Below are 26,870 nucleotides of genomic sequence, written 5' to 3'. Positions count from 1 at the left end.
CGTCCCCGAAATGTCGGAAATCACACTCCCCTCCGTCACCACAGCCAAGGGCGACCTCTGGGTGTTCGGCTACGGCTCGCTGATGTGGCGGCCGGGCTTCGACTTCGAGGAGCGCGTCCCGGCGCGGCTGGTCGGCGAGCACCGCGCGCTCTGCGTCTATTCCTTCGTGCATCGCGGCACGCCGGAGAAGCCGGGCCTGGTGCTCGGACTCGACCGCGGCGGCGCCTGCCGCGGCATCGCCTTCCGCGTCGCCGAGAAGAACCGTGCCGAGGTGGTCGCATATTTGCGCGCACGCGAGCAGGTCACCTCGGTCTATCGCGAGGTGATGCGCTCGGTGTGGCTGGAGAACGATGCACGTCAGCGCGTCTCCGCGCTCGCCTACGTCGTCGACCGCGGCCATGTGCAATATGCCGGCCGCCTCTCGCTCGCCGAGCAGCACCGCCATGTCGTCCAGGGCCACGGCCAGTCCGGCGCCAACCGCGACTACGTCACCGCGACGGTGAAGGCGATCGAGGCCGAAGGCTTTCGCGACACGCAGCTGCATCAGCTCGCGTTGATGCTGCATGGTGATGCGCATTCGTTGCACGCGCCGGATCGGGGCGAGGATCGCGAAAGCCGCTAAAGCATGATCCGGAAAAGTGCGAAGCGGTTTTCCGGGAAGATCATGCGTAAACAACAACCTAAAGCGCGATGAAGATTCATCCCAATCTCATCGCGCTTTAGCCGGTGGGCGCGTAGCTCGGTGCAGAGCCAATCAACTGTTCCTGCTCCTTCCGCCCTGCTTCGACGAGCCGGGCGGTCGCGTCCTCGATCGCCGCTTGCACGCGTGCGAGAAACTCGTCCTTCGGCAGGCCCGGCGGCAACGGTTCGAGAAACTCCACCACCAGCGTGCCCGGATAGCGCATGAAGGTGCGGCGCGGCCAGAACAGGCCGGAATTTAGCGCGATCGGCAGGCACGGCACGCCGCAGGAGGAATAGATCTGCGCAAAGCCGGTCTTGTAATCGGGCGGCGCACCCGGCGCACGGCGCGTGCCTTCCGGAAAGATCACGAGCTGCTTTCCACTGCGCACCGCCTCGCGCGCGCGCCGCGTCATGTCGAGCAGCGCCTTCACGCCGGCATTGCGGTCGATCGCGATCATCCCGGTCTTGACCAGGAACTGGCCGAACACCGGGATCTGCATCAGCTGGCGCTTGAGGATGAAGATCGGCCGGTTGAAGAAGCCCGGCAGCACGAAGGTCTCCCAGAACGACTGATGCTTGGCTACGATCAGCAGCGGTCCTGTCGGGATCTTCTCCACCCCGCGGAATTCCACCTTGATGTTGCAGACCAGGCGCATCAGGACCAGCGTGGCCTTGGCCCACCATTGCGCCACCGTCAGCATGGCGCGCGGCGGCAATGCAAAGGTCGGCAGGGCCACGATCGCGAGACAGACCAGCACGGCGTAGAACAGCACGTTGAACACGAGCGATCGCAGGAAAATCAGGAACATCGATGGTCCGATCAATTGGCCTGCGCGGTGGCGGGCCGCTTCGGTTGCTGACCTGCAGGCTGCTCCGACATCTCGGGCCAAAGGTCAATCCCGAAACCCTCCAGCCGCACCCTGAGCTCGGCCGCAACGTACTTGACGTATTCGGACAGGAGCAGCCGCAGCGTCGAGCCTGAGATCCACCACGGCTCCTCGCGCCATTTTTCGCCAACCACCGCGAACGGGATCAGCGTCGTCCGCGGCATCGCATGCGAGAATTCCACCAGCGCGCGCGGCATGTGATAGTTCGAGGTGACCACGATCAGAGACGTAAATCGGCGCCCCTCGGCCCAGCGCCGCGCCTCCGCGGCGTTGCCGCGGGTCGAAAGCGCGGTGCGGTCGAGGTCGACGCAGCAGGTCATGAAGGATTGATTCTCCGGCAAGGTGCGGGAGATGTCGTTCGCCGTCGAGGTCGGATGCACGCCGGAAATCAGCAGCCGCCTGCCGTAGCCCGCAGCCAGCAACTCCATCGCGTCCGATACCCGCGAGGAGCCGCCGGTCAGCACCACGATGCCGTCCGCCCTGCGGTCCGGCACCTTCTCGGCGCCGCGCAATTGCGACAGGAATGCAACGAAGCCCGCGGCCGCGCCGACGAAGACGAGCGCGATCGTCGACACGATTGCCGCGCGCAGCCAGCCGCGCGGCAGTTTCGGCGATCGATCGTCGGTCGGCGAGCTCATGCGATGTCGGTGATCCCTTCCCGATCTGATTTTATGACGTTTTGAGGCGAAGTGGAGTCCGGTTTAGCAAGCCTAGTCGACATCATTCAATGTCGCGAACAGCGTTTGGCGCGAGGCGACTGCGGTAATGGCGCCGATCAGGACGGCCTGAACCGCGAGCACGATGTAGCCGGAGGGGCGCAGCGAGAAGGTGCCGAGCAGCGCGGCGAACTGGTCGCCGACGGGAGTCCCGGAAAACCAGCCTGCGATGGACTCGGAGAAGCCGAACATCAGCATGGCGGCACCGCCGCCGATCACGCCGCCCTCCAGGCCCAGCCTGAGGAAATGACGCAGGAAGTGGTTGGCGATGTAGCGGTCGCCGGCGCCGACGAAATGCAGGACCTCGACGATCGGACGGTTCGCCGCCATTGCGCCGCGCGTCGCGAACGACACCGAGATGATGGTTGCGACGATGACGAGCGCGAGGATGCCGAGGCCGGCCAGCACGGTGGCGTTCGTCATCAGGCGCATGCGCTCGATCCAGGCGCGGTGATCGTCGACGCTGGCGCCCGGCGCGACCTGCGCCACGCGCGCGCGCAAGGCGCCGAGATCGAGCGGCGTGCCCGGCTGCACGCGCGCGATGATCATGCGCGGCACCGGCAGATCGTCCATCGACAGGCCGGTGCCGAGCCAGGGCTCGAGCAGCTTGCCGCTCTCGTCCCTGGTGAACGGCTTGACCTCGACGATGCCGGCTTGCGTGCGCATCGCTTCCGCCACGGCTGCGGTGTCGCGCTCGAGATCGCGGCCGGCCTGCGGGCGAACCTGGATGGTGATTTCGCTCGCGACGTCCGACTGCCATTCGGCCGCGGAGGCACTCACCAGCAGCACCGTGCCCGTGGCCATCGAGGCGAGGAAGGTCATGATGGCGACCACCGCAAGCAGCGCCCTGCCGTGGATCGAGGCGCGCGGGACGATCGGCGACATGTTGCGTGCCTTGGCCGGAAGCTGCGGACGCTCCTGTCCGAGATCGACCAGCACGCCGCGCTCGTCGAGCCTACTCATAGACGTGCAGCCGTCCCTGGTGCAGCACCAGCCGCCGTGCTTCGTACTGGTCCATCAGCCCGATGTCGTGGGTGGCGATGATGACGGCGGTGCCTGATTTGTTGAGCTCGATGAAGAGTCGCAGCAGGCGGCGGCCGAGCGTCGGATCGACGCTGCCGGTCGGCTCGTCCGCGAGCAGCAGCTGCGGCCGCGAGATCACGGCGCGCGCGATCGCGGCGCGCTGCTTCTCGCCGCCCGACAGGATCGGTGGCAGCGCGTCCATGCGGTCGCCGAGGCCGACCCAGCGCAACAGATCGATCACCTCCTTGCGGTAGCTCGACTCGCTGCGGCCCATGACGCGGAACGGCAGCGCGACGTTCTCATAGGTCGTCATGTGATCGAGCAGGCGGAAATCCTGGAGCACGATGCCGATGCGCTTGCGCAGGTCTGCGATCTCGTCCTTGCCGAGCTGCGAGATGTCGTGGCCGAACAGGTTGACGAGGCCCCGCGTCGGTCGATGCGACAGGAACAACAGGCGCAGCAGGGACGTCTTGCCGGCACCTGACGGTCCGGTGAGAAACTGGAAGGAATGCGCGGGAATCTGGAAGGTGAGGTCGCGCAAAATCTCCGGCCCCAGACCGTAACGCAATCCGACATTTTCGAACCGAACCAAGCTCAGCTCCGTTCGAGAGGGGGCGCGGGCCGCATTGCGGCGCTCCGCCATACGCGATCAACGGGTTTTGCCGCCGTTATGGTTTCCGGTTCGTTAACGGTCGCCCAGTAGCATAAGGGGCGCCCGGTCTCCGCGACCGTGGCATCGTCAAGACCCGTACAAGACCTCCGTTCAAGACCTTCGTTCATGCATCAAGGCTCGTCCATGCATATCGTCTGCCCCCATTGTATGACATCCTACGCCATCAAGCTCGCGAGCCTTGGGGCGAACGGGCGGGCGGTCCGCTGCTCCCGCTGCAAGGAGACCTGGATCGCCCACGCCGAGGATGCCATCGAGGAGGCGTCCGTTCCGGCCATGGCCGCGGCCGGCCGAGCCGACGACCAGTCCGACCTCGCCGAACAATGGAACTCCTATGCCAAGGACGACGGCGCCGCTGATGCGCCCGTCGTCGATAGCCCATCGATCGCCAGCGACTGGCCGGACGAGCAGGCCCGTGAAACCGAGGACGAATGGTCGGCGGCGGCCCGGCAGGCCGAAGAGGAGGCCGTCGGCGCCCAGCACCAGTCCTGGTTCCGCAGCCTGTTCCCTCGCCGCGGCGCGCGGGTGAGCCGCCCGGTTGCCACCACGGCTCCGCGCAAATCCTATCTTGGCCTGCCGAGCGCCTGCGCCGCGATGGGCGCGCTGGTGCTGGCACTGGTGCTCTGGCGTGGCGACGTGGTGCGGCTGCTGCCCCAGACGGCTGCGTTCTACCAGATGGTCGGGCTCGAGGTGAACTTGCGGGGTCTCGCCTTCAAGGACGTCAAGCTCTCCAGCGAGACCGTGGACGGTAAGCAGGTGTTGGTGATCGAGGGCATGATCGTCGGCGAGGGCAAGAAGCCGCTCGACATCCCGCGCTTGCGCTTTGCCGTGCGCGACGCCCAGGGCGCGGAGATCTATGCCTGGAATGCGGTACTTGAGCAGACCGTGCTGCGGCCCGGTGAGCGCGCCTTCTTCCGGTCGCGCCTGGCCTCACCGCCGCCGGAGGGCCGCAACATCGACGTTCGTTTCTTCAACCGGCGCGACATTGCCGGCGGCAGCGTATAATCGCCCCGCAGGGGTGGTTGATACCAAGGTTCGTCTCATGCCGAAGATCTTGATCGCCGACGACGAGGATTCGATGCGCACGCTGGTGGCGCGTGCCATCGCCATGGACGGCCACGAGACCGTCACCGCCCAGGACGGCGCCGAGGCGCTGGAGATCCTGACCCGCGAGGATGGCGCCTTCGACCTGTTGCTCACCGATATCCAGATGCCGGTGATGGACGGCATCGCGCTGGCGCTCTCCGCCGCACGCGATTTCCCCGACCTGACTATCCTGCTGATGACCGGCTTTGCCGACCAGCGCGAGCGCGCCTCGAACCTGAACGCGCTGGTGCATGACGTCGTGACCAAGCCGTTCTCGGTCGCGGATATCCGCACGGCGGTCGCCGATGCGCTGGCGGCGAAGAAGGGCTAGCGTCGGCGGCTACACATTCCCCTGTCATGCCCCGGCTTGACCGGGGCATCCCGTACGCCGCGGCTTCTCGATTGAATCATAACAGTCTCGGAATACTGGATCGCCCGGTCAAGCCGGGCGATGACACTGAGAGTGCCGCTCAAAACCCCTTCAGCAGCCGCTCGAGATAATCGAGCTCGATCTGCGGCCGCGAAGGATCGCCGAGACGGCGGCGGAGCTCTTCGAGAATGCGGCGGACACGCTGCGTGTCGATCTCGCCGGGGATCTTGACCGTGTAATCGTCGCCATATTCGCGCCCGTGAAGCGGACGGCCGAGCGGATCGGTCTGGTTGCCGCCGCTCTGCTGCCGGCCGGCACGCTGCCCGGGGCCGTCGCCCTGGCCGTCGCCGTCGCCCTGCTGCATCGCCTCGGCCATCTTCTGCGCACCCTTGCGCATGGCGTCGAGTGCCTTGCCCTGCGAGTCCACGGCGCCGTCGGCATTGCCCTCGCCGAGCTTTGATCCGGCATCGCCCATGGCACCGTCGGCTGCGTCCAGGCTGCCGTCATCGCCCTGGTCGCCGTCCTGATCGCCGTTCTGGCCGGGCTGGCCCTGCTCGCCTTGCTGACCCTTCTGGCCCTTCTGTGCCTGCTGGCCCTGCTGACCCTTCTGCCCCTTCTGGGTGAGGCCGCGCTTGGCAAGCTCGTCCTGCAGCTTCTTCAGGCGGTCGCGTAGTCCCTGCTGGTCCTGCTGCAGCTCCGACATGGACTGATCGCCCTGCTGCTGCTTGCCGCGCGAGCGGTCGCGCCGGGAATCCTGGCCCTGCTTGAACGTCTTGTCGCGCAATTGCTGCTGCTTGCGGATCATGTCGCCGAGTTCATTGAGCGCCTGCTCCATGTCGCTCTCGCCGGACTGCCCGGGCTGCGCCATCTGCAGGCCTTCCAGCATCTGCTGGAGCTGGTCGAGCAACTGCTTGGCCGCATCCTTGTCGCCGGAGCGCGACAGGCGCTCCATCCGGTCGATCATGTTCTGCAGATCCTGCTGACGCAGGACCTTGGTGTTCGGATCGAGCGGCCGCGCCAACTGCTGCGGGTCATTGTTGTTGCGGAACTGCTCGGCGAGCTGGCGCATGAAATCGTTCAGCGCCTGACGCAGATCCTGCGTGAGCTTCTTGATCTCTTCGTCGCTTGCACCGCGCTCCAGCGCCTGCTTCAGCGCCTCCTGGGCCGCGCGCAACGCCTTCTCGACGTCGGAGATCTTGCCGTCCTCGATCGTCACCGCAAGCGCCCACAGGCTCGCCACGACCTCGCGCAGGGCTTCATCGGTGCGCGCGGCCTCGAGCTGCCGGGCCACGCTGTGGAGGCCGAGATATTGTCCCGGCTCCGGCGTGAACATCTCGGGCGCGATCATCAGCCCGTCGAGCGCGGCATAGACGTCCGAATTCTTGTTGGCGTCGAGCGCGAGGATGCGGCGCTGCTCGATCAATGCACGGGCCAGCGGCTTGGTGAAGAGCCGCTCGGGCAGGCGCATGTTGAACGGCTCACTTGCGGCCTCGTTGCCGGCCTCGTCCTTGGCCGTGAGCGTCAGCGTGACCTCGGCGCCGGCATAGGGATCCTCGCTGAGATCCTTCACGGATTGCCCGACGCCATTGCGGGTGCGCGCATTCGGCAGCGCGAGCGGGAATTTCGGCGGCTGGAACAGCGGCCGCGGCGGCGTCCTGCTGTCGCCATCGCCGGCGGCGGCCTTCGGACCATCCTTGGCACTATCTTTGGCGTCGGTCGGCCGCGGGGCGAATTTCGCCTCGGCGCCGGTGACGCCGTAATCGTCCTCGATCTTGTAGGAGAGCTGGAGCGCGCCGCGCGCCTGCCGCTCCGGATCCTTGGCGAGCGCGATCGTCGGCGGACGATCCGGCGTGGCCGCAAAGGCCCATTGCGGCTGGCCGGAGGGTGCCCGGACATGCGCGGTTCCGTCGCTGGAAATCGCGAAATGCTTTTCGTTGGTCCCCTTGGGGCTGGCTTCGGCCGGGGCGACCTCCTTGAGGCCGCCCGAGACGGCGACATCCAGGTTGCCGCCGGAGGAGCGCACGATCAGGGTCGAGCCGGCGGGAACGGCGAGCGGGCCTCCGGCGGGCAGCGCCGCGGCTTCCTTGTTGGCGGCCGACAGGATGACCGGCGGCCTGCCGGTGTAGAGCGGCGGCGTGACCCAGGCATCGACGCGAACATTGGCCGGCGCCAGCACCCCGTTCCAGTTGAAGGCGGCGCCAAGGCGCATCGCACGCTCGTCACCCGCGGCAAAGAAGGTCGCGACCAGCATCACCATCACGAGGGCACGCAGCGCCCAGGGGTCGTGAAGCGCGAGTCGGGGCTGCGGCACACCGGCGCGGATGCGCTTGATGGAGGCGAGCGTCCGCTCGCGCTGCGCCTGCCACAGCGCCTGCGCGACCGGGTCCTGCGAGGTCAGCGTGTCCGTGAGCGTGGTGGCCGGGCGGTGCCGGATGCCAGAGCCACGATCGAGCCGGGCGAGCGCTTCCTCGCGGCTCGGCCAGCGGAAGCGAATCAGCGGGAACAGGGCGGCCGCCGCGATCACGGCGAAGAGGGCGAGGCCGACGGCCCTGGCCGTGAACGGCAGCGCCAGCCAAAGGCCGGCCCAGGACACCACCAGGAACAGGCCGACGACGGTCAGAAGGCGCGCCCCATTGGGCCAGGCACGCTCCCACGCGATGGCATAAGTCGCCCGATCAAGGGCCTGCGCCAGCTTCAGCCGCGACAGCGCATCGCCGTTGCGGATCGGGTCTGACGGCTCGGGGGTGACGCCGTTCAATCAACTCTCCAGGTTGCCCGGTAGAGCAGAGCCTATCACAACGGCAGCACTGAGGCATCCGTTCCCGTACGGGAGCGCCTCCTTTTCCCGCATAACACGAGGACGTGACTGGCCGGGTGCAACCCCGTAATTTCCGCGCGCCAATCTCGAGGGAAACGAAGGAAACGCCATGGACAAGAAGATGCACGACAAGGGCCTGGAAGTCCGCAAAGCGGTGCTGGGCGAGGCCTATGTCAACAACGCCCTGAAGAACGTCGACGATTTCAACCGCCCGTTCCAGGAGATGCTCAACGAATATTGCTGGGGCACGGTGTGGGGCCGCGACGAGCTGCCGCGCAAGACCCGCAGCATGCTGAACATCGCCATGATCGCGATCCTCAACCGTCAGCACGAGTTTCGCGCGCATCTGAAGGGCGCGCTGACCAATGGCGTCACCCGCGAGGAGATCCGCGAGATCCTGATGCAGGTCGCGATCTATGGCGGCATGCCCGCCGCGGTCGACAGCTTCCGGATCGCGCGCGAGGTGTTCGCGGAGATCGACGGGAAGGCGTGAGACCTGTCGGAGGTCATCCCGGGGCGCGCAAAGCGCGAGCCCGGGATCCCTAACCACAGGAGGATGTGGTTACGGAAACTCGGAGTGATCGCTTTCGCGCCACGACCTCCTTCCGGGGTTATGGATTCCGGGCTCATCGCTTCGCGATGCCCCGGGATGACGCGTGGAGAATGATCGCCGCTTCACGTTCAACCAACAACGAACAACAACACAAGGAAACACCATGGACATCGGATTCATCGGGCTCGGAAACATGGGTTTCCCGATGGCGCGGCGGCTGATCGAGGCGGGGCACAGGCTCGTCGTATTCGACACACGCAAGGAGGTTACGGGCAAGCTGGTCGCGCGCGGCGCCATTGCCGCGTCATCGCCGAAGGACGTCGCTGACCAGGTCGAGACCGTGATGGCGAGCCTGCCGTCGCTGCAGGCTTCCCTGGACGTTGCCACCGGCGCTGGCGGCGTGATCGAGGGCACGCGTGCCAAGCGTTTCGTCGATCTCTCAACCGTCGGCTCGGCGATGGCCGCGAAGATTCACGGCCTGCTCAAAAAGCGCGACATCGTTCAGATCGACTGTCCCGTCTCCGGCGGCGTCGGCGGCGCCGAGAAGGGCACGCTTGCGGTGATGGTGTCGGGCCCGAAAGCCGATTTCGAGCAGCTCAAGCCTGCGCTCGAGGTGATCGGAAAGGTGTTCTTCATCGGCGAGAAGCCCGGCGCGGCGCAGACCATGAAGCTCGCCAACAATTTCCTGTCGGCCACCGCGATCGTGGCGACGTCGGAAGCCGTGGTGATGGGCGTCAAGGCCGGGCTCGATCCCGCTGTGATGATCGACGTCATCAATGCCGGCTCCGGCATGAACACGGCGAGCCGCGACAAGTTTCCGCGCGCGGTGCTGCCGCGCACCTTCGACTTCGGCTTCGCCACCGGATTGATGGTGAAGGACGTGCGGCTGGCGCTGGAGGAGATGAAGCAGCTCGGCCTGTCGATGGAGGTCGCCGACGCGGTCGCGCGGCTGTGGGAAACGGTGATCAGCGCTGAAGGCGCCGAGTCCGATTTCACTGCGGCGATCAAGCCGATCGAGAAGAAGGCGGGTGTGATCGTAGGCGGGAAAAACTGACGTTCAGCGAAATAGCGCGGTCGTGCTGAATTTGCCTGACAGTTCAAGCGACTTTGCCCGACGACCGCGCATCATCGCGAAAGCCCCGGTCTACTGTGCATGGGGTTGTTTTGCAGGTTTTGGTAGCGGCCTCACAGCCACGGCGCCGGCGTGTCCATTGCAATGAGCTGCTCGACCTCGATGCGCGGGCGCACCACGGCGTATTGGTCACCCTTCACCAGCACCTCGGGCACCAGCGGCCGGGTGTTGTAGGTGCCGGCCTGCACGGCGCCATACGCACCGGCGGTCATGATGGCGAGGAGATCGCCGGGCGCGGGCGTCGGCAGCGTGCGGTCGAGGGCGAGATAATCGCCGGTCTCGCAGACCGGGCCGACGACATCGGCCTTGATGGTGGCGGCGCCCTTGGCCGGCTGCTTCACCGCCAGGATGTCGTGATGCGCCTCGTACAGCGTCGGGCGGATCAGGTCGTTCATGGCGGCATCGATGATGACGAAATTCTTGCCGTCGCCGTGCTTCACATAGATCACCTTGGCGACCAGAATGCCGGCATTGCCGACGATCATGCGGCCCGGCTCGAACATCAGCGTGCAGCCGAGATTGTGGCTGACGCGCTTGACCATGGCAGCATAGGCGGCGGGCGCCGGCGGTGCCTCGCGGTCCATGTAATAGGGAATGCCGAGACCGCCGCCGAAATCGACGTGGCTGATGTCGTGGCCGTCCGCCCGAAGCGTCTGCACGAATTCGGAGAGGATGCGGAACGCGGTCTCCATGCCGGACAGGTCGGTGATCTGGCTGCCGATATGCACGTCGGTGCCGGTCACCTTGATTCCGGGCAGCTTCGCCGCGCGCGCATAGACCTCGCGGGCATGCACGATCGGGATGCCGAACTTGTTCTCGGACTTGCCGGTGGAGATCTTTGCGTGCGTGCCGGCATCGACGTCGGGATTGACGCGGAGCGAGATGCGCGCGGTCTTGCCCATCTCGGTCGCGAGTCGCGACAGCAGCTCGAGCTCCGGCTCGGATTCGACGTTGAGGCAGAGGATGTCGGCGGCGAGCGCCGCGCGCAGCTCTGCCTCGGTCTTGCCGACGCCGGAGAAGACGATCTTGCTGGCGGGAATGCCGGCGGCCAAAGCGCGCTTCAGCTCGCCGCCCGAAACCACGTCGGCGCCGGCGCCGAGCTTGGCCAGCGTCCGCAGCACCGACTGGTTGGAGTTCGCCTTCATGGCGTAGCAGACCAGCACCTTCTCGCCGGCAAAGGCCTCGGTGAAGACGCGGTAGTGCCGCTCCAGCGTTGCGGTCGAATAGCAGTAGAACGGCGTGCCGACGTTGGCAGCCAGCTCGGACAGGTTCACCGCCTCGGCGTGCAGCACGCCGTTGCGATAGTCGAAATGGTTCATGGCGCAGGCTCGGTTGTCCCGGCTTATTTCTTGCCGGGAGGTTCGTCCAGGAGCGGGTCGAGAATAAACGATTTCTTCCGGCCCTTGGCCGCCGCGGGCGCGGCATCCGCGCTGGCGGTGGGCTCGAACAGGCTCGGCGCCTTCTGGGCCGCGGTCTCGGGCTCGACGGGTGCGGCGCCGGTGGCTGCGGGCGCGTTGGAGGCGGTCGGCGGCAGATCCAGCGGGCCCTTGCGGCCGCAACCTGCAAGCGCGAGCGCCGTCAGGCTCAAGACAATGATGGCCCACCCCGAGCCGGCCGGGCGAAACTTTGACGTCACGACGAAATCCCCACTACGCGCGGCGCACCATACAGAGATTGGCGCGTTCTGGCGAGAGCCGGATGACCATGAAACATAAGCGAAATTTTGCCCTCAGCCCAATTTTCGCTCTTTTTCCAGCCGCTTCGCCCAGGCCTTGGCCTGGGACGTCACATTCTTCGGCGCGGTGCCGCCAAAGCTGGTGCGGCTCTTCACCGACGATTCGACCGAGAGCACGCCGAGCACGTCCTTGGTGATCTTGGGCTCGATCGCCTGCATCTCCTTCAGCGGCAGCTCGTGCAACGCGACGCTCCCCTCGGCGGCCTTGGCGACGATGCGACCCGTGACGTGGTGCGCCTCGCGGAACGGCATCTTCAGCGTCCGCACCAGCCAGTCGGCGAGGTCGGTCGCCGTGGCGTAACCCTCGCCCGCGGCCGCCTTCATCTTGGCTTCGTCCGGAACGAGATCACGGACCATGCCGGTCATGGCGCGGATTGCCAGCGACAGCGCGGCAAAACCCTCCATGGCGCCTTGCTTGTCCTCCTGCATGTCCTTTTGATAGGCGAGCGGCAGGCCCTTCATGACGATTAGGAGGCCGTTGAGCGCGCCGATGACGCGGCCGGTCTTGGCGCGCACGAGCTCGGCGGCATCCGGGTTGCGCTTCTGCGGCATGATCGAGGATCCCGTGGTGAACTTGTCGCTGAGTCGGATCATGCCGACCAGCGGAGAGGTCCAGATCACGATCTCCTCGGCAAAGCGCGACATGTGCACGGCGCAGATCGCGGCGGCCGACAGCGTCTCCAGCACGAAGTCGCGGTCGGAGACGGCATCGAGCGAGTTCGCCATCGGGCGGTCGAAGCCGAGCGCCTTCGCGGTGGCGTGGCGGTCGATCGGGAACGAGGTGCCGGCGAGCGCAGCCGCGCCGAGCGGCGATTCGTTCAGCCGCTTGCGGGCGTCCTGGAAGCGGCCGCGGTCGCGCGCCGCCATCTCGACATAGGCCAGCAGGTGATGGCCGAACGTGACGGGCTGCGCCGTTTGCAGATGCGTGAAGCCGGGCATCACGGTTGCGGCGTGCTCCAGCGCGCGGTCCACCAGGGCCTGCTGGAACGCGGCGAGCGCGGCATCGGTCTCATCGATGACGTCGCGAACGAACAGACGGAAGTCGGTAGCGACCTGGTCGTTGCGCGAGCGTGCGGTGTGCAGCCTTCCGGCGGCCGGGCCGATCAGGTCCGAGAGGCGGCTCTCGACATTCATATGGATGTCCTCGAGCGCGCGCTTGAATTCGAAGCCGCCCCTGCCGATCTCTGACAGGATTGTGTCTAGACCCTTGCCGATATTTTTCGCATCAGAAGCCGTGATGATGCCCTGATTGGCCAACATCGCGGCGTGGGCCTTGGACGCGGCAATGTCCTGGGCGAAGAGGTGACGATCGACGTCGATGGAGACGTTGATCTCTTCCATGATCTCGTCGGGGCGTTCCGAGAACCGGCCGCCCCACATCTTGTTGCTCATGATCCCCTGTGCTCACGCCTGATTTGCCGAACGTTTGCTGGCCGTGGCCAGCCGTATTAAGAGGCCCCTGATAGCCATATCTGCGACCGGATGACAAACGATATGCTCGAACCGAAGCCCTCCACGCGCCGCATCCCCCTCGTCATCGCCACCGTGGCGATTGGCGGGCTGGCCGGCTTCGCCGCGCTGTACGGGCTGGGCCTGAGCCGGGCGCCATCAGGCGATCCGACCTGCAAGGCGGCGGTCGCGACGGCGCAGAAAATCGCCCCGCTCGCCCATGGCGAGGTGGCGGCGCTGACCATGGCGAGCGCCCCCTTGAGATTGCCCGACCTCGCCTTCGAGGATTCCGAGGGCAAGCCGAAGAAGCTGTCCGACTTCCGCGGCAAGACCCTGCTGGTGAACCTCTGGGCGACCTGGTGCGTGCCCTGTCGAAAGGAGATGCCGGCGCTGGACGAGCTCCAGGGCAAGCTGTCGGGCCCGAATTTCGAGGTGGTGGCGATCAACATCGACACCCGTGACCTGGAGAAGCCGAAAACCTTCCTGAAAGACGCCAATCTTGTCAGGCTCGGCTATTTCAGCGACCACAAAGCCAAGGTTTTTCAGGATCTTAAAGCTGTCGGACGGGCGCTGGGAATGCCCACCTCGGTGCTTGTGGACCCGCAGGGCTGCGAGATCGCGACAATCGCCGGGCCGGCGGAATGGGCGAGCGAGGACGCACTCAAGCTGATCCGGGCGGCAACAGGGAAGGCCGTCGCGTCGCTTTGAAGCTCAGGCGGTGACGTTGAGATTGCCGCCGACGCCAGGGCCGACATTGGCGAGCGAGGGCTGGCCGGCGCCGAGCAGCGTCAGGACGGTGGATTTCTCCATATCCGCGTTCTGCTTGGTCAGCGTCGCCGCAATATTCGACTGCAGCGCGCCTTGCTGTGCGGCCAGCATGGTGCTGACCATTGCCATCATGTCCATTACGCGAACCCTCGTACCGGCCGTAACCTAGGCGCGAGAGGTTAACGACAGATGAGCGGAGAGGTGTCCCGGACAAGGCGCGGCACGAAGTGACGCGCTACGCAGCGTCCGGGGCAGGAGATCACCCACCTTAACGCGTCGGCACCGGCTTGGCGCCGCGGTAATCGTAGAAGCCGCGCTGGGTCTTGCGGCCGAGCCAGCCGGCCTCGACGTATTTCACCAGCAGTGGGCACGGGCGGTACTTGGAGTCGGCCAAGCCCTCGTGCAGCACCTGCATGATGGAGAGGCAGGTGTCGAGGCCGATGAAATCGGCAAGCTCGAGCGGACCCATGGGATGGTGGGCGCCGAGCTTCATCGCCGCGTCGATCGCCTCGACGTTGCCGACGCCTTCATACAGCGTGTAGATCGCCTCGTTGATCATCGGCAGCAGGATGCGGTTGACGATGAAGGCAGGGAAATCCTCGGAGACCGCGACCTGCTTGCCGAGCTTGCCGACGAATTCCTTGGCGGTCTCGAAGGTGGCGTCGTCGGTGGCGATGCCGCGGATCAGTTCGACCAGTTCCATCAACGGCACCGGATTCATGAAGTGAATGCCGATGAAGCGTTCTGGGCGGTCGGTGGCGGCGGCGAGGCGCGTGATCGAGATCGAGGACGTATCGGAGGCGACGATCGCCTCCGGCTTCAATATTGCGCAGAGCTCGTGGAAGATCTTGCGCTTGACCTCTTCCTTCTCGACCGCGGTCTCGATGACGAGGTCGCAATCGGCGAGATCGTCCAGCTTCTCGGCTAGCTTGATGCGCGCAATCGCCTTGGCCCTGTCGTCCTCGGTGACGGCCTTCTTGGAGACCTGACGCGCCAGATTGCCGTTGATGGTGGCCATGCCCGACTTGAGGCGGTCGGCCGAAACGTCGTTGAGCACCACGTCGAAGCCAGCGAGCGCCGCGACATGCGCGATGCCATTGCCCATCTGACCCGCGCCGATCACGCCGACCTTCTTGATCACTGCCGCCATATTGTCATCCACCGGAACGGCGCGCGGGGGGCGCGCCCTGCCTTTCCCCTCGAGCCGGGAGGTCCGATTTAATCAGAACCTTGGCTCGAAACCTAGATTGGATCGTCTCCAAGGCGCGCCCCACGCCAAAGAAAACGCCTCAGAAATGCAACACCGGCCGGAGTTTATACCTCCGGCCGGTGTTTTCGATGCCTTTTACTTGCCGAGCTTGCCGAGTTCGGCCGTCAGCTCCGGAACCGCCTGGTAGAGATCGGCGACCAGGCCGTAATCGGCGACCTGGAAGATCGGCGCGTCCTCGTCCTTGTTGATCGCGACGATCACCTTGGAGTCCTTCATGCCGGCCAGATGCTGGATCGCGCCGGAAATGCCCACCGCAACATAGAGCTCGGGAGCCACGACCTTGCCGGTCTGTCCGACCTGCCAGTCGTTCGGCGCATAGCCTGCGTCGACCGCGGCGCGAGAGGCACCGACACCGGCCCCAAGCTTGTCCGCGAGCGGCTCGATGTACTTGGCGAAGTTCTCGCGGCTCTGCATGGCGCGGCCACCGGAGACGATGATCTTCGCCGAGGTCAGCTCGGGGCGATCGCTCTTGGCGACTTCCTCACCGACGAAAGTCGACAGGCCCGGATCGGCCGCCGCCGCCACGGTCTCGACCGGGGCGCTGCCGCCCTCGCCTGCTGCGGCGAAGGTGGAGGTGCGGACCGTGATGACCTTCTTGGCGTCCTTCGACTTCACCGTCTGGATGGCGTTGCCAGCATAGATCGGGCGCTCATAGGTATCGGGCGCGACCACCTTGGTGATCTCCGAGACCTGCATGACGTCGAGCAGGGCGGCGATGCGGGGCATGACGTTCTTGAAGCGCGAGGTCGCCGGCGCGACGATCGCGTCATAGCCGGACGCCAGCGACACGACCAGCGCAGCCAGCGGCTCGGCGAGATCGTGCGCGTAGAGGTCGCCATCGGCGAGCAGCACCTTCTTCACGCCAGCGAGCTTGGCAGCGGCATCCGCCGCGGCCTTGGCGTTCTGGCCGGCAACCAGCACCTCAACATCCGCGCCGAGCGCGGCAGCTGCGGTCAGGGCCTTGTTGGTGGCGTCCTTGAGCGAGGCATTGTCGTGTTCGGCAATCAGAAGCGTCGTCATCAGAGCACCCCGGCTTCGTTCTTGAGTTTGGACACCAGCTCGGCGACGTCCTTGACCTTGACGCCGGCCTTGCGGCCCGCGGGCTCAGCCGTCTTCAGAACCTCGAGACGCGCGGCGATGTCCACGCCGTAATCGGCGACGGTCTTCTCCGCGATCGGCTTCTTCTTCGCCTTCATGATGTTGGGCAGCGAGGCGTAGCGCGGCTCGTTGAGGCGAAGATCGGTCGTGACGATCGCCGGCCCCTTCAGCTTCACGGTCTGGAGACCGCCATCGACTTCGCGCGTCACCTTGAAGTCGGAGCCTTCGATCTCGAGCTTGGAGGCGAAGGTCGCCTGCGACCAGCCGAGCAGCGCGGCCAGCATCTGGCCGGTCTGGTTCGAGTCGTCGTCGATCGCCTGCTTGCCGAGAATGATCAGGCCCGGCTGCTCTTCGTCCGCAACCTTCTTCAGGATCTTGGCGACGGCGAGCGGCTCGACGGTGCCGTCCGCCTTCACCAGGATGCCGCGATCGGCGCCCATGGCAAGACCGGTGCGGATCGTCTCGGACGCCTGCGCCGGTCCGATCGAGACCACCACGACCTCGGTGGCCTTGCCGGCTTCCTTCAGGCGCAGCGCTTCCTCGACAGCGATTTCGTCGAAGGGGTTCATGGACATCTTGACGTTGGCGAGTTCAACGCCCGATCCATCGCTCTTGACGCGGACCTTGACGTTGTAATCGACCACCCGCTTTACCGGCACTAAGACCTTCATCGATCCTCTTTCACTCAATTTGGGAGGGGGGTTATCAACTGGCGCGGAACCTAAAGGCCTGATCTGCCCCGGTCAACGCGCGAACGGGTCTAATTTTGGCCTTCTGAAATGCGGGCGCCCGATGGGTCAGCGATTCTGGCCGGGAACCCAGAGCACGTCGCCCGCGCCGTTGCCGTTCGCGGCCCGGCTCGCCACGAACAGCAAGTCGGAGAGACGATTCATATATTGGATGCCAGCCGCGCTGACCGGCTCGCCCGGCTGGGCCGCCAGTTCCACGATCACCCGTTCCGCCCTGCGGCATATCGTGCGCGCCACATGCAGGTGGGCCCCAGCCGGCGTGCCGCCGGGAAGCACGAAGGAGGTCAGCGGCGCGAGCTTGTCGTTGAGCATGTCGATGTCGCGCTCAAGCCGCTCGACCTGGCTCGCCACCACCCGCAGCCGCTCGGCCTTGCCTTCCCGCTCCGGCACGGCGAGATCGGCACCAAGATCGAACAGATCGTTCTGGATGCGGCCAAGCATCGCATCGAGCTCGGACATCTCCACGGTGTGGAGCCTGACCACGCCGATCGCGGCATTGGTCTCGTCGACCGTGCCATAGGCCTCGATGCGCAGATCGTATTTCGGCCGGCGCTCGCCGGTTCCGAGCGCCGTCGTGCCGTCGTCACCGGTCTTCGTGTAGATGCGATTAAGTACGACCATGATCAGCGTCCCATCGCCCAGACCGCGAGCATCGCGATGATGATCGCCACGAACTGAAGCAGCACGCGCCAGCGCATCAGCTTCTGCGAGGTGTTGGGCGAGCCGCCGCGCATCATGTTGATAAGCCCGAGCAGCAGCACCAGCGCCACGGCGCCGGCTGCGGCCGGCAGGATGAAAGTACTCAGGAGAGATGCCATTTGAGGGTAGATAACACCGTGTGTGCTGGTTCGCCATCTCCCCAGCTCGTCATTCCGGGGCGATGCGGCGGGACCGAGCGCAGCGAGGCCCGGCGCATCGAGCCCGGAATGACGGCGGGGGCGCTTCGCGAACTGGCTTTTGGGCCAAGAATATCAGATGGTAGCGCGATGATTTTTCGATTTGCGCCCATTGCTTGTTCTCCTGGCCTCTCCCTACGTGCAGAGGGAGAGAGCAGCGGTGTAGGTGCCAAGTGAAAGCCATCCGCTACATTTACTGCGTCGTTGAGGACGCGTTCTACACGTTCCTCGCCGATGACGGCTGGGCGATCGCGAGCCACATTGCGCTGTCGACGCTGATGGCGCTGTTCCCATTCCTGATCGTGCTGACCGCGCTCGCCGGCTTCTTCGGCTCCAAGGAACTCGCCGACCAGGCCGCCAGCCTGATGCTCCAGGTCTGGCCCAAGCAAGTCGCCGATTCGATCTCGGGCGAGGTGCATGACGTGCTGACCACCACCCGGACCGGCCTTTTGACCATCGGCGCGGCGCTGTCGGTCTATTTCGCCTCGAACGGCGTCGAGGCGCTGCGAGTCGCGCTCAACCGCGCCTATGCGGTGGTGGAGATGCGAAGCTGGTACTGGCTCCGGCTGGAATCAATCGCCTATACGATCATTGCCGCCTTCACGGCGCTCGCCATGGCTTTCCTGATCGTGCTCGGTCCGCTCATTATCGAGGCGGCGCGGCGCCACATTCCGCTGTTCGTCGAATCCAACGAGAGCATCCTCACCTGGGTGCGCTATGGCATCTCCATCGGCGCGCTGGTGGTGGCGCTGATCATCCTGCATGCCTGGCTGCCGGCGGGACGGCGCAGCTTCCTGCAGATATTGCCCGGCATCGTCTTCACCATCGTGGCGTCGCTGATCTCGAGCATCGTGTTCGGCCAATACTTGGCCCGCTTTGCCAACAACTACGTGACAATGTATGCGGGCCTCGCTTCGGTGATCATCGCGCTGGTGTTTCTGTACTTCATCGCCGCAATCTTCGTTTACGGCGGCGAGCTGAACGCCGCGATCATCAAGTCGCGGCTTCCTCACGGCGTGTCGCTTCAAGCAGCGCAGTCGCTAAAGCCCGCGGAGACACAGGCTTGACCAGGAAGGCGTCAGCCCCGGCTTGGCGCGCGGCGGCCTCGTCCTCGCCGCGGCCGGACACGCCGATGATCGGGATCTGAGCCAGCGGCGTCGTCAGCCTGCGAATCCGCCTGATGGCCTCGATGCCGTCGATGCCCGGCAGCACCATGTCCATCAGCACCGCGTCGAACGCGCCATGCTCCAGCCGGTTCACGGCGTCCTCGCCGCGCCCGATGAACTCGGCATGATGGCCGAGCTCGGTCAGGATGGTGTTGAGCACGACGCGGCCGAACGGGTTGTCCTCGACGCTGAGAACGCGAAGCGCAGCCACCGCCTCGGGCTCGCTGCCGTCCTTTGCCTTGCGGGCCTTGCCCCGTCCCGCCGAGTCCAGCGACACCGTCAATGTGAAGGTGGCGCCGCCACCCCGGCGCGGAGCGACGGTGATGTCGCCGCCCATCGCCCGCGCCAGTTGCTTGACCGAGGAGAGCCCCAAGCCGGCGCCGCCGAAGCGTGCGGCAATGGTGACATTGGCCTGGGTGAACGGACGGAATAGCCGCTTGATCTCGGCCATGGTCAGGCCGATGCCGCTGTCGGACACGGCGAAGGCGACGCCGACCCGGCCCTTTGCTTTGCCCTTGGCCGGACGCCAGGGCTCGACCGCGAGGGCCACACCGCCCTCGTCGGTGAATTTCACGGCGTTGTCGATCAGGTTCTCGAGCGCGGCGCGCAGGCGGACGGAATCACCGACCACGAGCCCTGGGATCTTGTCGGCGATCTCGACCTTGGCCTGGAGACCTTTGGCCGCGGCGCGGCCGGCCAGGGAATCGCCGGCGGTGCGGGCGAGCGCCTTGAGATCGAACAGATCCTGGCGCGGCGTGCTGCCGCCCTTCCCCGTTCTGGCAGCATCCACGAACAGCGTGGCGAGGCTCGCCAGATGCTCGGCGCCGGCCTTGATGGTGTCGGCCCAGCGCCGCTCCCGCTCGCCTAGATCGGAGGTCGCGAGCAGGTCGCTGATCGCGAGAATGCCGGTCAGGGGGGTGCGGACCTCATGGGCAAACGCGGCCAGCGCCGCCTGGACGACATCAGGCGCAACCGCCTTGGTGCTGCGCTTTCGCAGCTGGCCGGCCGCCCTGGGCCGCTTCCGAAGCGGCCGCCGCCTGGACGTCCGGGTGGTGCGCACTGGACGCGTCTTCGCCGCCATGAATCCCCTTCGAAGTACCCTCTTCGAACCCCGCGCTGGCCAAGCATGGCACGGAGGAACGCCCGGAGTCACGGCGACGTTTCGCTAACCCCCAGAGAAACTTAACCTAATCCCACCAGCCGGCAGATCGCGGCAGGCGTGAGGCCGGCCGCGCGCAATTCGCGCAGACCGGTCGAGCGGCCCGATTTCGACAGCTTCCGACCCGCCTCATCGCGAATCAACCGGTGATGGCGATAGGCCGGCTCGGGCAGGCCGAGCAGGACCTGGAGCAGGCGGTGCACCGCGGTGGCGTAAAAGAGGTCCTGCCCCCGCACGATCTCGCTGGCGCCCTGGAGCGCGTCGTCGACGACCACCGAGAGATGGTAGCTGGTCGGCGTCTCCTTGCGGGCCAGGATGATATCGCCCCAGGCCTCCGGCCGCGCCGGGACGATGCCGCGCTCGCCATCCGGCCCCTCGCCGAGCTCGTTCCAGCTCAGGCCGGCGACGCGGCGGCAGGCGGTCGCCATGTCGAGCCGCAGCGCATAGGGCGCGCCCGAGGCGATCAGCTGCGCGCGCTCGTCAGGCGAGAGTGATCTGGCCTCGCCCGGATAAAGCGGCGCGCCGTCGGGATCACGTGGCCACGGCCCGCCGGCCTCGCGCGCCGCCACCAGCCTTGCGATCTCGGCCCGGCTTTCGAAGGCGGGATAGACGAGACCGAGCCCAGAGAGCTTTTCCAGCGCAGCACGATAATCGGCGAGATGTTCGGATTGACGTCGCACCGGCGTCTCCCAGGCAATCCCGAGCCAGCCGAGGTCCTCATAGATCGCCGCCTCATAATCCGGCCGGCAGCGCGTCGCGTCGATGTCCTCGATCCGTAGCAGCAATCGGCCGCCGGACTCGCGCGCTCGATCAAAATTGAGCAGCGCGGAATAGGCGTGGCCGAGATGCAGGAAGCCGTTCGGGCTGGGGGCAAATCGGAAAACGGGTGGCATGGATTCTCACGAGGCTTGTCATGGCCGGGCTTGACCCGGCCATCCATCTTCCAAGACTCTGTTACGATAGGAGATGGATGCGCGGGTCAAGCCCACGCATGACGAGCAGGGCCTTCATGACCATCCACCTCGAAACCCAGTCCGATCTCGAAGAGGCCGTTCACGCGCTGATCAAGCGCGATCCGCGGCTCAAGCCCGTGCTCGAGATCGCGGGCATGCCGGCGTTGCGGCGGCGCGAGCCGGGTTTTACGGGGCTCGCGCACATCGTCTGCGGGCAGCAGCTCTCCACCGCGAGCGCCGCGGCGATCTGGGGGCGGCTGTCGGCCGCATTCGATCCGCTCGACCATGACGCCGTGCGCCGCGCCCGCGCCGACCGGCTGGGGCGGCTCGGCCTCTCCGCCGCCAAGATCAAGACGCTCAAGCATCTCGCCCGCGAGATCGCCGCGCAGCGGCTGAACCTCGACGTGCTCGCGGAGGAGGATGCCGACGCGGCGCATCACACCCTGATCGCGCTGCCGGGCATCGGCCCCTGGACGGCCGACGTCTACCTGTTGTTCTGCCTCGGCCACGGCGATGCCTGGCCGGCCGGCGACCTCGCCGTGCAGGAAGGCATCCGTATCGGCCTCGGCCTCAAGGCGCGGCCGACGGAGAAACAGATGGCGCCGATCGCCGAGCCCTGGCGTCCGCTGCGCGGTGCGGCTGCGCATCTGTGGTGGAGCTATTACCGCGCGGTGAAGAAGCGCGAGGGCGTGCTCGCGGAATCGGGCTAACCGCGCAGCCGCGCGCGGTCGGCCCGGGCGCATTCGGCGACGAATTCGATTACGGCGCGCACCGCCGGCAGCTCGACGAGATCGGGATGGGCCAGCAGCCAGAGATCCGCGACGCTGGCGAGCTTTTGCGGGGCGACGCGCACGAGATCGGAATAGGTTTCGGCGACGAAGCACGACAGCGCGGAGATTCCGATTCCGGCGCGGGCCGCCGCCAGCATGTCGCCCTGGGACGAGCAGCGCATCACCACCCTGGCCTGCCGCGTGACCACATCGCTCCAGCGCGCAAGCTGCGCATTGGACGTCTGGTCGGCGAAGCCGATGACGCTGTGCTCCTTCCAGTCGCCGCGCCGTTCCGGCAGGGACCGCCCGGCGGCATAATCGCGCGAGGCATAGAAGCCGGTGCCGAGACGGCCGATCTTGCGGCCGACCAGGTTCTCCTCCCCGGTATCGAAGGGCCGCAGCACCACGTCCGCCTCACGCCGGCGCACGCTCGCCGGAAATGGATGGGTGATGATCTCGAGCTGGATATGATCGTGCGCGCGCAGGAAGGCTGGCAAGCGCGGCATCAGCCAGTGCGAGGCCAGCGTCGCGCCGATCGACAGCTTGACGATGCCGCGCGCCTTGTGTCCACCCGCCGCCACTGCGGTCTCGGCCCGCAGCGCTGCGGCCGCCATGGCCTCGGCGTGCTCGCGCAAGGTCCGTCCGTCCGCGGTCAGCGCCAGGCCATCGGCGGCCCGCGCCACCAATCTTGTGCCGAGCTGGGCTTCCAGCGCCGCGATCTTGCGGCTGACGGTGGGATGGCTGGTGTGCAGGCGGCGGGCGGCGGCGGTGAAGCTGCCGGTATCGGCGACCGCGACGAAGGTCTTGCAAAGGTCCCAATCCATCGGCAGCCCTGTTCATACCTGAATGATCGTTCGTTCATTATTGAACGGCCGGGCCGCGTCGTCCAACCTTATAATGGGATCAAATCCGCGGCCCGGGCGGCCCATCCGCCCGCGCGACAATCAATACGGAAACGCCTCGTCATCCGCCCGCGGGCGGGGCTGCGTTTCGGGAGGACATGATGGCACTGCCCACACTCTTGAAGGATTCGCTCGAGCTGCCCGTGGTCGGCTCGCCGCTGTTCATCGTCTCCGGCCCGGAACTGGTGATCGCCCAGTGCAAGGCGGGCGTCGTCGGCTCCTTTCCCGCGCTCAATGCCCGCCCGGTCGAGAAGCTCGGCGAATGGCTGAGCCGGATCGAGGACGAGCTCGGCGAATACAAATCGCGCAATCCCGGCAAGAAGGTCGCGCCCTACGCCGTCAACCAGATCTGCCATGCCTCCAACGACCGGCTGATGAAGGACATGGAGACCTGCGTCAAGCACAAGGCGCCCATCATCATCACCTCGCTGCGGCCGCCGGCTGAGATCGTCGAGGCCGCGCATTCCTATGGTGGGCTGGTGTTCCACGACGTCATCAACGTCAAGCACGCGCGCAAGGCGGCCGAGCAGGGCGTCGACGGCCTGATCCTGGTCTGCGCCGGTGCGGGCGGACACGCCGGCACGCTGTCGCCCTTTGCGCTGGTGCGCGAGGTCAAGCAATGGTTCGACGGCGCCGTCCTGCTGTCGGGCGCGATCAGCGACGGCTATGGCATCGCCTCGGCGCTGACGCTGGGCGCCGACCTCGCCTATATGGGCACGCGCTTCATCGCGACGCAGGAAGCCAATGCGGACGGGGCCTACAAGTCGGCGCTGACGCAGCACGCCGCGCACGACATCGTCTACACCAACCTGTTCACCGGCGTGCACGGCAATTATCTCGGCCCGTCGATCGCTGCCGCCGGCCTCGATCCGGACAATCTCCCCGCCGCCGACAAATCGAAGATGAACTTCGGCTCCGGCGGCAACATGAAATCCAAGGCGTGGCGCGACATCTGGGGATCGGGCCAGGGCATCGGCCAGATCACCGATGCCCCGCCCGTCGCGGAGCTCGTCGACCGCATGAAGCGTGAATTCGATCAGGCGAGGCAGGATTTCCTGATGCGCGTCAGCGCCTGACGGCGCGGTCCGACAACAGGATTGGACTGACAATAAAACGGGAGGACATCATGAAGCTGGCAGCCACATTGATCGGCCTGTCTCTGCTGGCGCTCGCCGGTGGCGGCGCCCATGCCGAAGGCAGTGACGAGATCCGGATCGGACAGACCCTGCCCTATAGCGGCCCGGCCTCCGGCTTCGGCGCGATCGGCCGGACGCAGGAGGCGTTCTTCGAGAAGATCAATGCCGAAGGCGGCATCAACGGCCGCAAGGTCAAGTTCATCACGCTGGACGACGCCTATTCGCCGCCGAAGACGGTTGAGCAGACCCGCAAGCTCGTCGAGCAGGACGAGGTGCTGATGCTGTTCGGCTCGCTCGGCACCGCAACCAACAGCGCCGTGCAGCGCTACCTCAACGGCAAGAAGGTGCCGCAGCTGTTCGTGCTCTCCGGCGCGACCAAATGGGCCGACCCGCAGAAATACCCATGGACCATGCCCGGCATGGCCGCCTATGAATCCGAAGGCGTGGTCTATGCCAAGCATGTGCTGCGCACCAAGCCGGGCGCCAAGATCGCCATCCTCTCCCAGAACGACGATTTCGGCCGCGACTACGTCGCCGGCTTCAAGCGCGCGCTCGGCGACAAGGCTGCCGGCATGATCGTTGCGGAAGCGACCTACGAGACCAGCGCACCGACGATCAGCTCGCAGCTGTCGACCCTGAAGGCGTCGGGGGCCGACGTGCTGTTTGGCGTCGTGCTCGGCAAGTTCACCTCGCAGATGATAAAGGGCGTCGCCGAGCTCGGCTGGAAGCCCGAGCTGTTCTTCGTGCCGACCTCGGCCTCGTCGATCTCGTTTCTGGAGCCGGCCGGGCTCGACAACGCCGTCGGCCTGATCTCGTCGAGCAACCAGAAGGACACGATGGACCCGCAATGGGCCAGCGATCCCGGCGTGAAGGAGTATTTCGCCTTCATGAAGCAGTACATGCCGAATGCGGACCTCTCCAACTCCAATTATGCGGCCGGCTACCACTACGCGACGCTGCTGATGACGGTGCTGAAGGCGTGCAAGGACGATTTCAGCCGCGACAACATCATGCGCCAGTCCGCCTCGCTGAAGGAGGTGAAGCTGCCGCTGCTGCTGCCCGGCATATCCGTCAGCACCGCCGCCGACGACTATCTGCCGTTCCAGCAGCTGCAGCTGCGGCGCTTCAACGGCAAGAGCTGGGTCGGCTTCGGCGACGTGCTGGACGATCGCTGACTCGAACGGAATAGGACAGACCATGATCATCAGCGGCGAACGCCGGATCGGCTATGACGAGATCCAGGCGCGCATCAGACGCGCGGCGAGCGGGCTGCGCGCCCTCGGCCTTGCCGAAGGCGCGCCGGTCGCCATGATGCTGCGCAACGACTTCGCCTTGTTCGAGGTGGTCGCGGCCTCGGCCGCACTGGGCAGCCCCGTGGTGCCAATCAACTGGCACCTGAAGGCCGAGGAGGTCCGCTACATCCTGACCGACAGCGGCGCGAAGATCCTGATCTGCCACGCCGACCTACTGCCGCAAATCCGGGGCGGCATTCCGGAGGATGTTCGCCTGCTCGTGGTCGCGACCCCGCCCGAGCTGGCGGCGACCTTCGCCATTCCCCATGAGCTGACCGAAATCCCGGCGGATCTCACCGATTGGGACCGCTGGCGCGACGGCCACACCGAGATGCAGGAGCCGCCGCGCCGGGCCGCGGCGATGATCTACACGTCGGGGACCACGGGCATGCCGAAGGGCGTGCGCCGCATGCCGATGCAGCCGGAGCAGGCCGCTGCCTCCGAGCGGGTCGGCGCGATCGCCTATGGCCTCAAGCCGCGCGAGGGCCAGGTCGTGCTGATCAACGGGCCGATGTATCACTCGGCGCCGCATTCCTACGGCATGATGGCGTTCCGCAACGGTTGCACGATCGTGCTTCAGCCGCGCTTCGACGCCGAGGAGCTGCTGGCGTTGATCGAGCGCCACCGTGTGACCCATATCCACATGGTGCCGACCATGTTCGTCCGTCTGCTGCGCCTGCCCGAAGCGGTCCGGCAGCGCTACGACCTGTCGTCGCTGCGCTTCGTTGTGCACGGCGCGGCGCCCTGCCCGTCCGAGGTGAAGCGGGCCATGATCGAGTGGTGGGGACCGGTCATCAACGAATATTTCGGCTCGACCGAGACCGGCATCCCGGTTTGGCACTCGGCCGAAGAGGCGCTGAAGAAGCCCGGCACCGTCGGCCGCGCCATCGAAGGCGGCATCGTCAAGATCTTTCGCGACGACGGCAGCCTCTGCGATGTCAATGAGGTCGGCGAGATCTATATGCGCCAGACCGCGGTGCCGGATTTCGACTATCACGGCAAGGCGCAGGCGCGCGCCGAGGCCGGCCGCGACGGTCTCGTCAGCGTCGGCGACGTCGGCTATCTCGACGAGGACGGCTATCTGTTCCTGTGCGACCGCAAGCGCGACATGGTGATCTCGGGCGGCGTCAACATCTATCCCGCCGAGATCGAGAACGTGTTGATCGCGATGCCCGGCGTGCGCGATTGCGCCGTGTTCGGCATCCCGGACGCGGAATATGGCGAGCGGCTGTGCGCCTGCATCGAGCCCGACAGGGCCGAGCAGCTCTCGGCCGCCGCGGTGCAGGCTTTCTTGCGCGAGCGTCTGGCCAACTTCAAGGTGCCGAAGGAGGTCAAGTTCCTGGATGCGCTGCCCCGCGAGGCGACCGGAAAGATCTTCAAGCGCAAGCTGCGCGATCCCTATTGGGCCGAGCACAGGCCGGGCGGCGCTTAAGTCGTTCTGCGGCCGCGTCCGCACGCGCGGAATTCCGGGCCATATTCCGTCCGGGCAGGGCTGCATGCCGGCCTCGCGCGGTTCGCGGCTTTTGGCGGGCGGCGAAACCGTATAGCGTTCGATCTCCGAGGAAACGCCGCGAAGACGGCCATGAGGTCG

28 protein-coding genes are annotated in these 26,870 nt (G+C 66.2%); 11 read left to right on the top strand and 17 right to left on the bottom strand.

The features are described 5' to 3' along the window. Positions 1-10 precede the first annotated feature (10 nt). Entirely contained in the window at positions 11-622 is a 612-nt protein-coding gene (locus P0R31_RS22845; RefSeq protein ID WP_275516425.1) for a gamma-glutamylcyclotransferase, read from the top strand. A 97-nt stretch (positions 623-719) separates the two neighbouring features. On the opposite strand, the gene P0R31_RS22840 is transcribed toward P0R31_RS22845, so the two are convergent. From P0R31_RS22840 to ftsE, 4 genes are all read right to left on the bottom strand, one after another. Next, the gene (locus tag P0R31_RS22840; RefSeq protein WP_225134267.1) at positions 720-1,490 is read right to left on the bottom strand and encodes a lysophospholipid acyltransferase family protein; all 771 of its coding nucleotides are present in this window, start codon (positions 1,488-1,490) and stop codon (positions 720-722) included. Between the two features lie 11 nt (positions 1,491-1,501). After that, positions 1,502-2,206, bottom strand: coding sequence for a YdcF family protein (locus P0R31_RS22835; protein WP_275516422.1), 705 nt, complete (start codon positions 2,204-2,206; stop codon positions 1,502-1,504). Positions 2,207-2,278: 72 nt separating this feature from the next. Next, positions 2,279-3,247, bottom strand: coding sequence for a cell division protein FtsX (locus tag P0R31_RS22830; protein ID WP_036040380.1), 969 nt, complete (start codon positions 3,245-3,247; stop codon positions 2,279-2,281). Further along, positions 3,240-3,899 carry a cell division ATP-binding protein FtsE gene (gene ftsE, locus P0R31_RS22825; RefSeq protein WP_057028593.1) on the bottom strand — a complete coding sequence of 220 codons (660 nt, stop codon included), beginning with the start codon at positions 3,897-3,899 and terminating at the stop codon, positions 3,240-3,242. The genes P0R31_RS22830 and ftsE overlap by 8 nt, the downstream gene beginning before the upstream one ends. A gap of 204 nt (positions 3,900-4,103) precedes the next feature. Here ftsE and P0R31_RS22820 point away from each other — a divergent pair, with 204 nt between their 5' ends. Beyond that, a complete protein-coding gene (locus P0R31_RS22820) occupies positions 4,104-4,982 on the top strand; it encodes an MJ0042-type zinc finger domain-containing protein (RefSeq protein WP_275516421.1) in 879 nt (292 codons plus the stop codon). Positions 4,983-5,019: 37 nt separating this feature from the next. Continuing rightward, positions 5,020-5,394, top strand: a complete 375-nt coding sequence (locus P0R31_RS22815) for a response regulator (protein ID WP_025033579.1) — start codon at positions 5,020-5,022, stop codon at positions 5,392-5,394. A gap of 139 nt (positions 5,395-5,533) precedes the next feature. On the opposite strand, the gene P0R31_RS22810 is transcribed toward P0R31_RS22815, so the two are convergent. Continuing rightward, on the bottom strand, positions 5,534-8,191 hold the full coding sequence (locus P0R31_RS22810; RefSeq protein WP_275516419.1) for a TIGR02302 family protein: 2,658 nt from the start codon (positions 8,189-8,191) through the stop codon (positions 5,534-5,536). 169 nt (positions 8,192-8,360) lie between these two features. Here P0R31_RS22810 and P0R31_RS22805 point away from each other — a divergent pair, with 169 nt between their 5' ends. Continuing rightward, entirely contained in the window at positions 8,361-8,744 is a 384-nt protein-coding gene (locus P0R31_RS22805; RefSeq protein WP_028178897.1) for a carboxymuconolactone decarboxylase family protein, read from the top strand. Between the two features lie 223 nt (positions 8,745-8,967). After that, entirely contained in the window at positions 8,968-9,858 is an 891-nt protein-coding gene (locus P0R31_RS22800; RefSeq protein WP_275516415.1) for an NAD(P)-dependent oxidoreductase, read from the top strand. 131 nt (positions 9,859-9,989) lie between these two features. On the opposite strand, the gene lysA is transcribed toward P0R31_RS22800, so the two are convergent. The 3 genes from lysA to argH all read right to left on the bottom strand — a co-directional run bounded on the left by lysA (position 9,990) and on the right by argH (position 13,063). Further along, positions 9,990-11,255, bottom strand: coding sequence for a diaminopimelate decarboxylase (lysA, locus tag P0R31_RS22795; protein ID WP_275516413.1), 1,266 nt, complete (start codon positions 11,253-11,255; stop codon positions 9,990-9,992). Between the two features lie 23 nt (positions 11,256-11,278). After that, positions 11,279-11,572, bottom strand: a complete 294-nt coding sequence (gene lptM, locus P0R31_RS22790; protein WP_035996882.1) for an LPS translocon maturation chaperone LptM — start codon at positions 11,570-11,572, stop codon at positions 11,279-11,281. 93 nt (positions 11,573-11,665) lie between these two features. Next, the gene (argH, locus tag P0R31_RS22785; RefSeq protein WP_275516411.1) at positions 11,666-13,063 is read right to left on the bottom strand and encodes an argininosuccinate lyase; all 1,398 of its coding nucleotides are present in this window, start codon (positions 13,061-13,063) and stop codon (positions 11,666-11,668) included. 102 nt (positions 13,064-13,165) lie between these two features. On the opposite strand from argH, the gene tlpA reads away from it, so the two are divergent. Further along, positions 13,166-13,828 carry a thiol:disulfide interchange protein TlpA gene (gene tlpA / locus P0R31_RS22780; protein WP_275516409.1) on the top strand — a complete coding sequence of 221 codons (663 nt, stop codon included), beginning with the start codon at positions 13,166-13,168 and terminating at the stop codon, positions 13,826-13,828. 3 nt (positions 13,829-13,831) lie between these two features. Here tlpA and P0R31_RS22775 read toward each other — a convergent pair whose 3' ends face one another. The 6 genes from P0R31_RS22775 to P0R31_RS22750 all read right to left on the bottom strand — a co-directional run bounded on the left by P0R31_RS22775 (position 13,832) and on the right by P0R31_RS22750 (position 17,823). After that, the gene (locus tag P0R31_RS22775) at positions 13,832-14,026 is read right to left on the bottom strand and encodes a hypothetical protein (RefSeq protein ID WP_008543352.1); all 195 of its coding nucleotides are present in this window, start codon (positions 14,024-14,026) and stop codon (positions 13,832-13,834) included. 130 nt (positions 14,027-14,156) lie between these two features. Further along, complete coding sequence (locus P0R31_RS22770; protein WP_275516407.1) at positions 14,157-15,038, bottom strand: 3-hydroxybutyryl-CoA dehydrogenase; 882 nt, start codon at positions 15,036-15,038, stop codon at positions 14,157-14,159. A gap of 195 nt (positions 15,039-15,233) precedes the next feature. Then, on the bottom strand, positions 15,234-16,178 hold the full coding sequence (locus P0R31_RS22765; RefSeq protein ID WP_036020748.1) for an electron transfer flavoprotein subunit alpha/FixB family protein: 945 nt from the start codon (positions 16,176-16,178) through the stop codon (positions 15,234-15,236). Further along, complete coding sequence (locus tag P0R31_RS22760) at positions 16,178-16,927, bottom strand: electron transfer flavoprotein subunit beta/FixA family protein (protein ID WP_275516406.1); 750 nt, start codon at positions 16,925-16,927, stop codon at positions 16,178-16,180. Before P0R31_RS22760 ends, P0R31_RS22765 begins: the two co-directional genes overlap by 1 nt. 126 nt (positions 16,928-17,053) lie before the next feature. Next, on the bottom strand, positions 17,054-17,626 hold the full coding sequence (locus tag P0R31_RS22755; RefSeq protein ID WP_275516405.1) for a cob(I)yrinic acid a,c-diamide adenosyltransferase: 573 nt from the start codon (positions 17,624-17,626) through the stop codon (positions 17,054-17,056). A gap of 2 nt (positions 17,627-17,628) precedes the next feature. Beyond that, positions 17,629-17,823, bottom strand: a complete 195-nt coding sequence (locus tag P0R31_RS22750; protein WP_028178512.1) for a twin transmembrane helix small protein — start codon at positions 17,821-17,823, stop codon at positions 17,629-17,631. Positions 17,824-18,074: 251 nt separating this feature from the next. Here P0R31_RS22750 and P0R31_RS22745 point away from each other — a divergent pair, with 251 nt between their 5' ends. Beyond that, entirely contained in the window at positions 18,075-18,968 is an 894-nt protein-coding gene (locus tag P0R31_RS22745; RefSeq protein ID WP_225152190.1) for a YihY/virulence factor BrkB family protein, read from the top strand. Here P0R31_RS22745 and P0R31_RS22740 read toward each other — a convergent pair. After that, complete coding sequence (locus P0R31_RS22740; RefSeq protein WP_275516403.1) at positions 18,895-20,148, bottom strand: ATP-binding protein; 1,254 nt, start codon at positions 20,146-20,148, stop codon at positions 18,895-18,897. The genes P0R31_RS22745 and P0R31_RS22740 overlap by 74 nt on opposite strands. A 101-nt stretch (positions 20,149-20,249) precedes the next feature. Continuing rightward, positions 20,250-21,119: a tRNA glutamyl-Q(34) synthetase GluQRS gene (gene gluQRS / locus P0R31_RS22735; protein ID WP_275516402.1), complete on the bottom strand. Its 870-nt coding sequence runs from the start codon at positions 21,117-21,119 to the stop codon at positions 20,250-20,252. Positions 21,120-21,235: 116 nt separating this feature from the next. Here gluQRS and P0R31_RS22730 point away from each other — a divergent pair, with 116 nt between their 5' ends. Further along, positions 21,236-21,889 (top strand): DNA-3-methyladenine glycosylase family protein, encoded by a 654-nt coding sequence (locus P0R31_RS22730; protein ID WP_225152186.1) that lies wholly within the window; start codon positions 21,236-21,238, stop codon positions 21,887-21,889. On the opposite strand, the gene P0R31_RS22725 is transcribed toward P0R31_RS22730, so the two are convergent. Further along, positions 21,886-22,773 (bottom strand): LysR family transcriptional regulator, encoded by an 888-nt coding sequence (locus P0R31_RS22725; RefSeq protein ID WP_275516399.1) that lies wholly within the window; start codon positions 22,771-22,773, stop codon positions 21,886-21,888. The two genes, P0R31_RS22730 and P0R31_RS22725, sit on opposite strands and share 4 nt — an antisense overlap. Positions 22,774-22,952: 179 nt before the next feature. On the opposite strand from P0R31_RS22725, the gene P0R31_RS22720 reads away from it, so the two are divergent. Genes P0R31_RS22720 through P0R31_RS22710 form a run of 3 tightly spaced genes read left to right on the top strand, consistent with a single transcriptional unit; the run spans position 22,953 to position 26,711 of the window. Continuing rightward, positions 22,953-23,927: an NAD(P)H-dependent flavin oxidoreductase gene (locus P0R31_RS22720; protein ID WP_275516397.1), complete on the top strand. Its 975-nt coding sequence runs from the start codon at positions 22,953-22,955 to the stop codon at positions 23,925-23,927. A gap of 50 nt (positions 23,928-23,977) precedes the next feature. Further along, entirely contained in the window at positions 23,978-25,162 is a 1,185-nt protein-coding gene (locus P0R31_RS22715) for an ABC transporter substrate-binding protein (RefSeq protein ID WP_275516396.1), read from the top strand. Between the two features lie 22 nt (positions 25,163-25,184). Continuing rightward, positions 25,185-26,711, top strand: coding sequence for an acyl-CoA synthetase (locus P0R31_RS22710; protein WP_275516395.1), 1,527 nt, complete (start codon positions 25,185-25,187; stop codon positions 26,709-26,711). The last annotated feature ends 159 nt before the right edge of the window (positions 26,712-26,870 follow it).

The organism is Bradyrhizobium yuanmingense, from assembly GCF_029167105.1.
GTDB lineage: Bacteria > Pseudomonadota > Alphaproteobacteria > Rhizobiales > Xanthobacteraceae > Bradyrhizobium > Bradyrhizobium yuanmingense_A.
The sequence above is the reverse complement of the archived record's forward strand: the minus strand, read 5'-3'. Positions and strand labels throughout refer to the sequence as shown.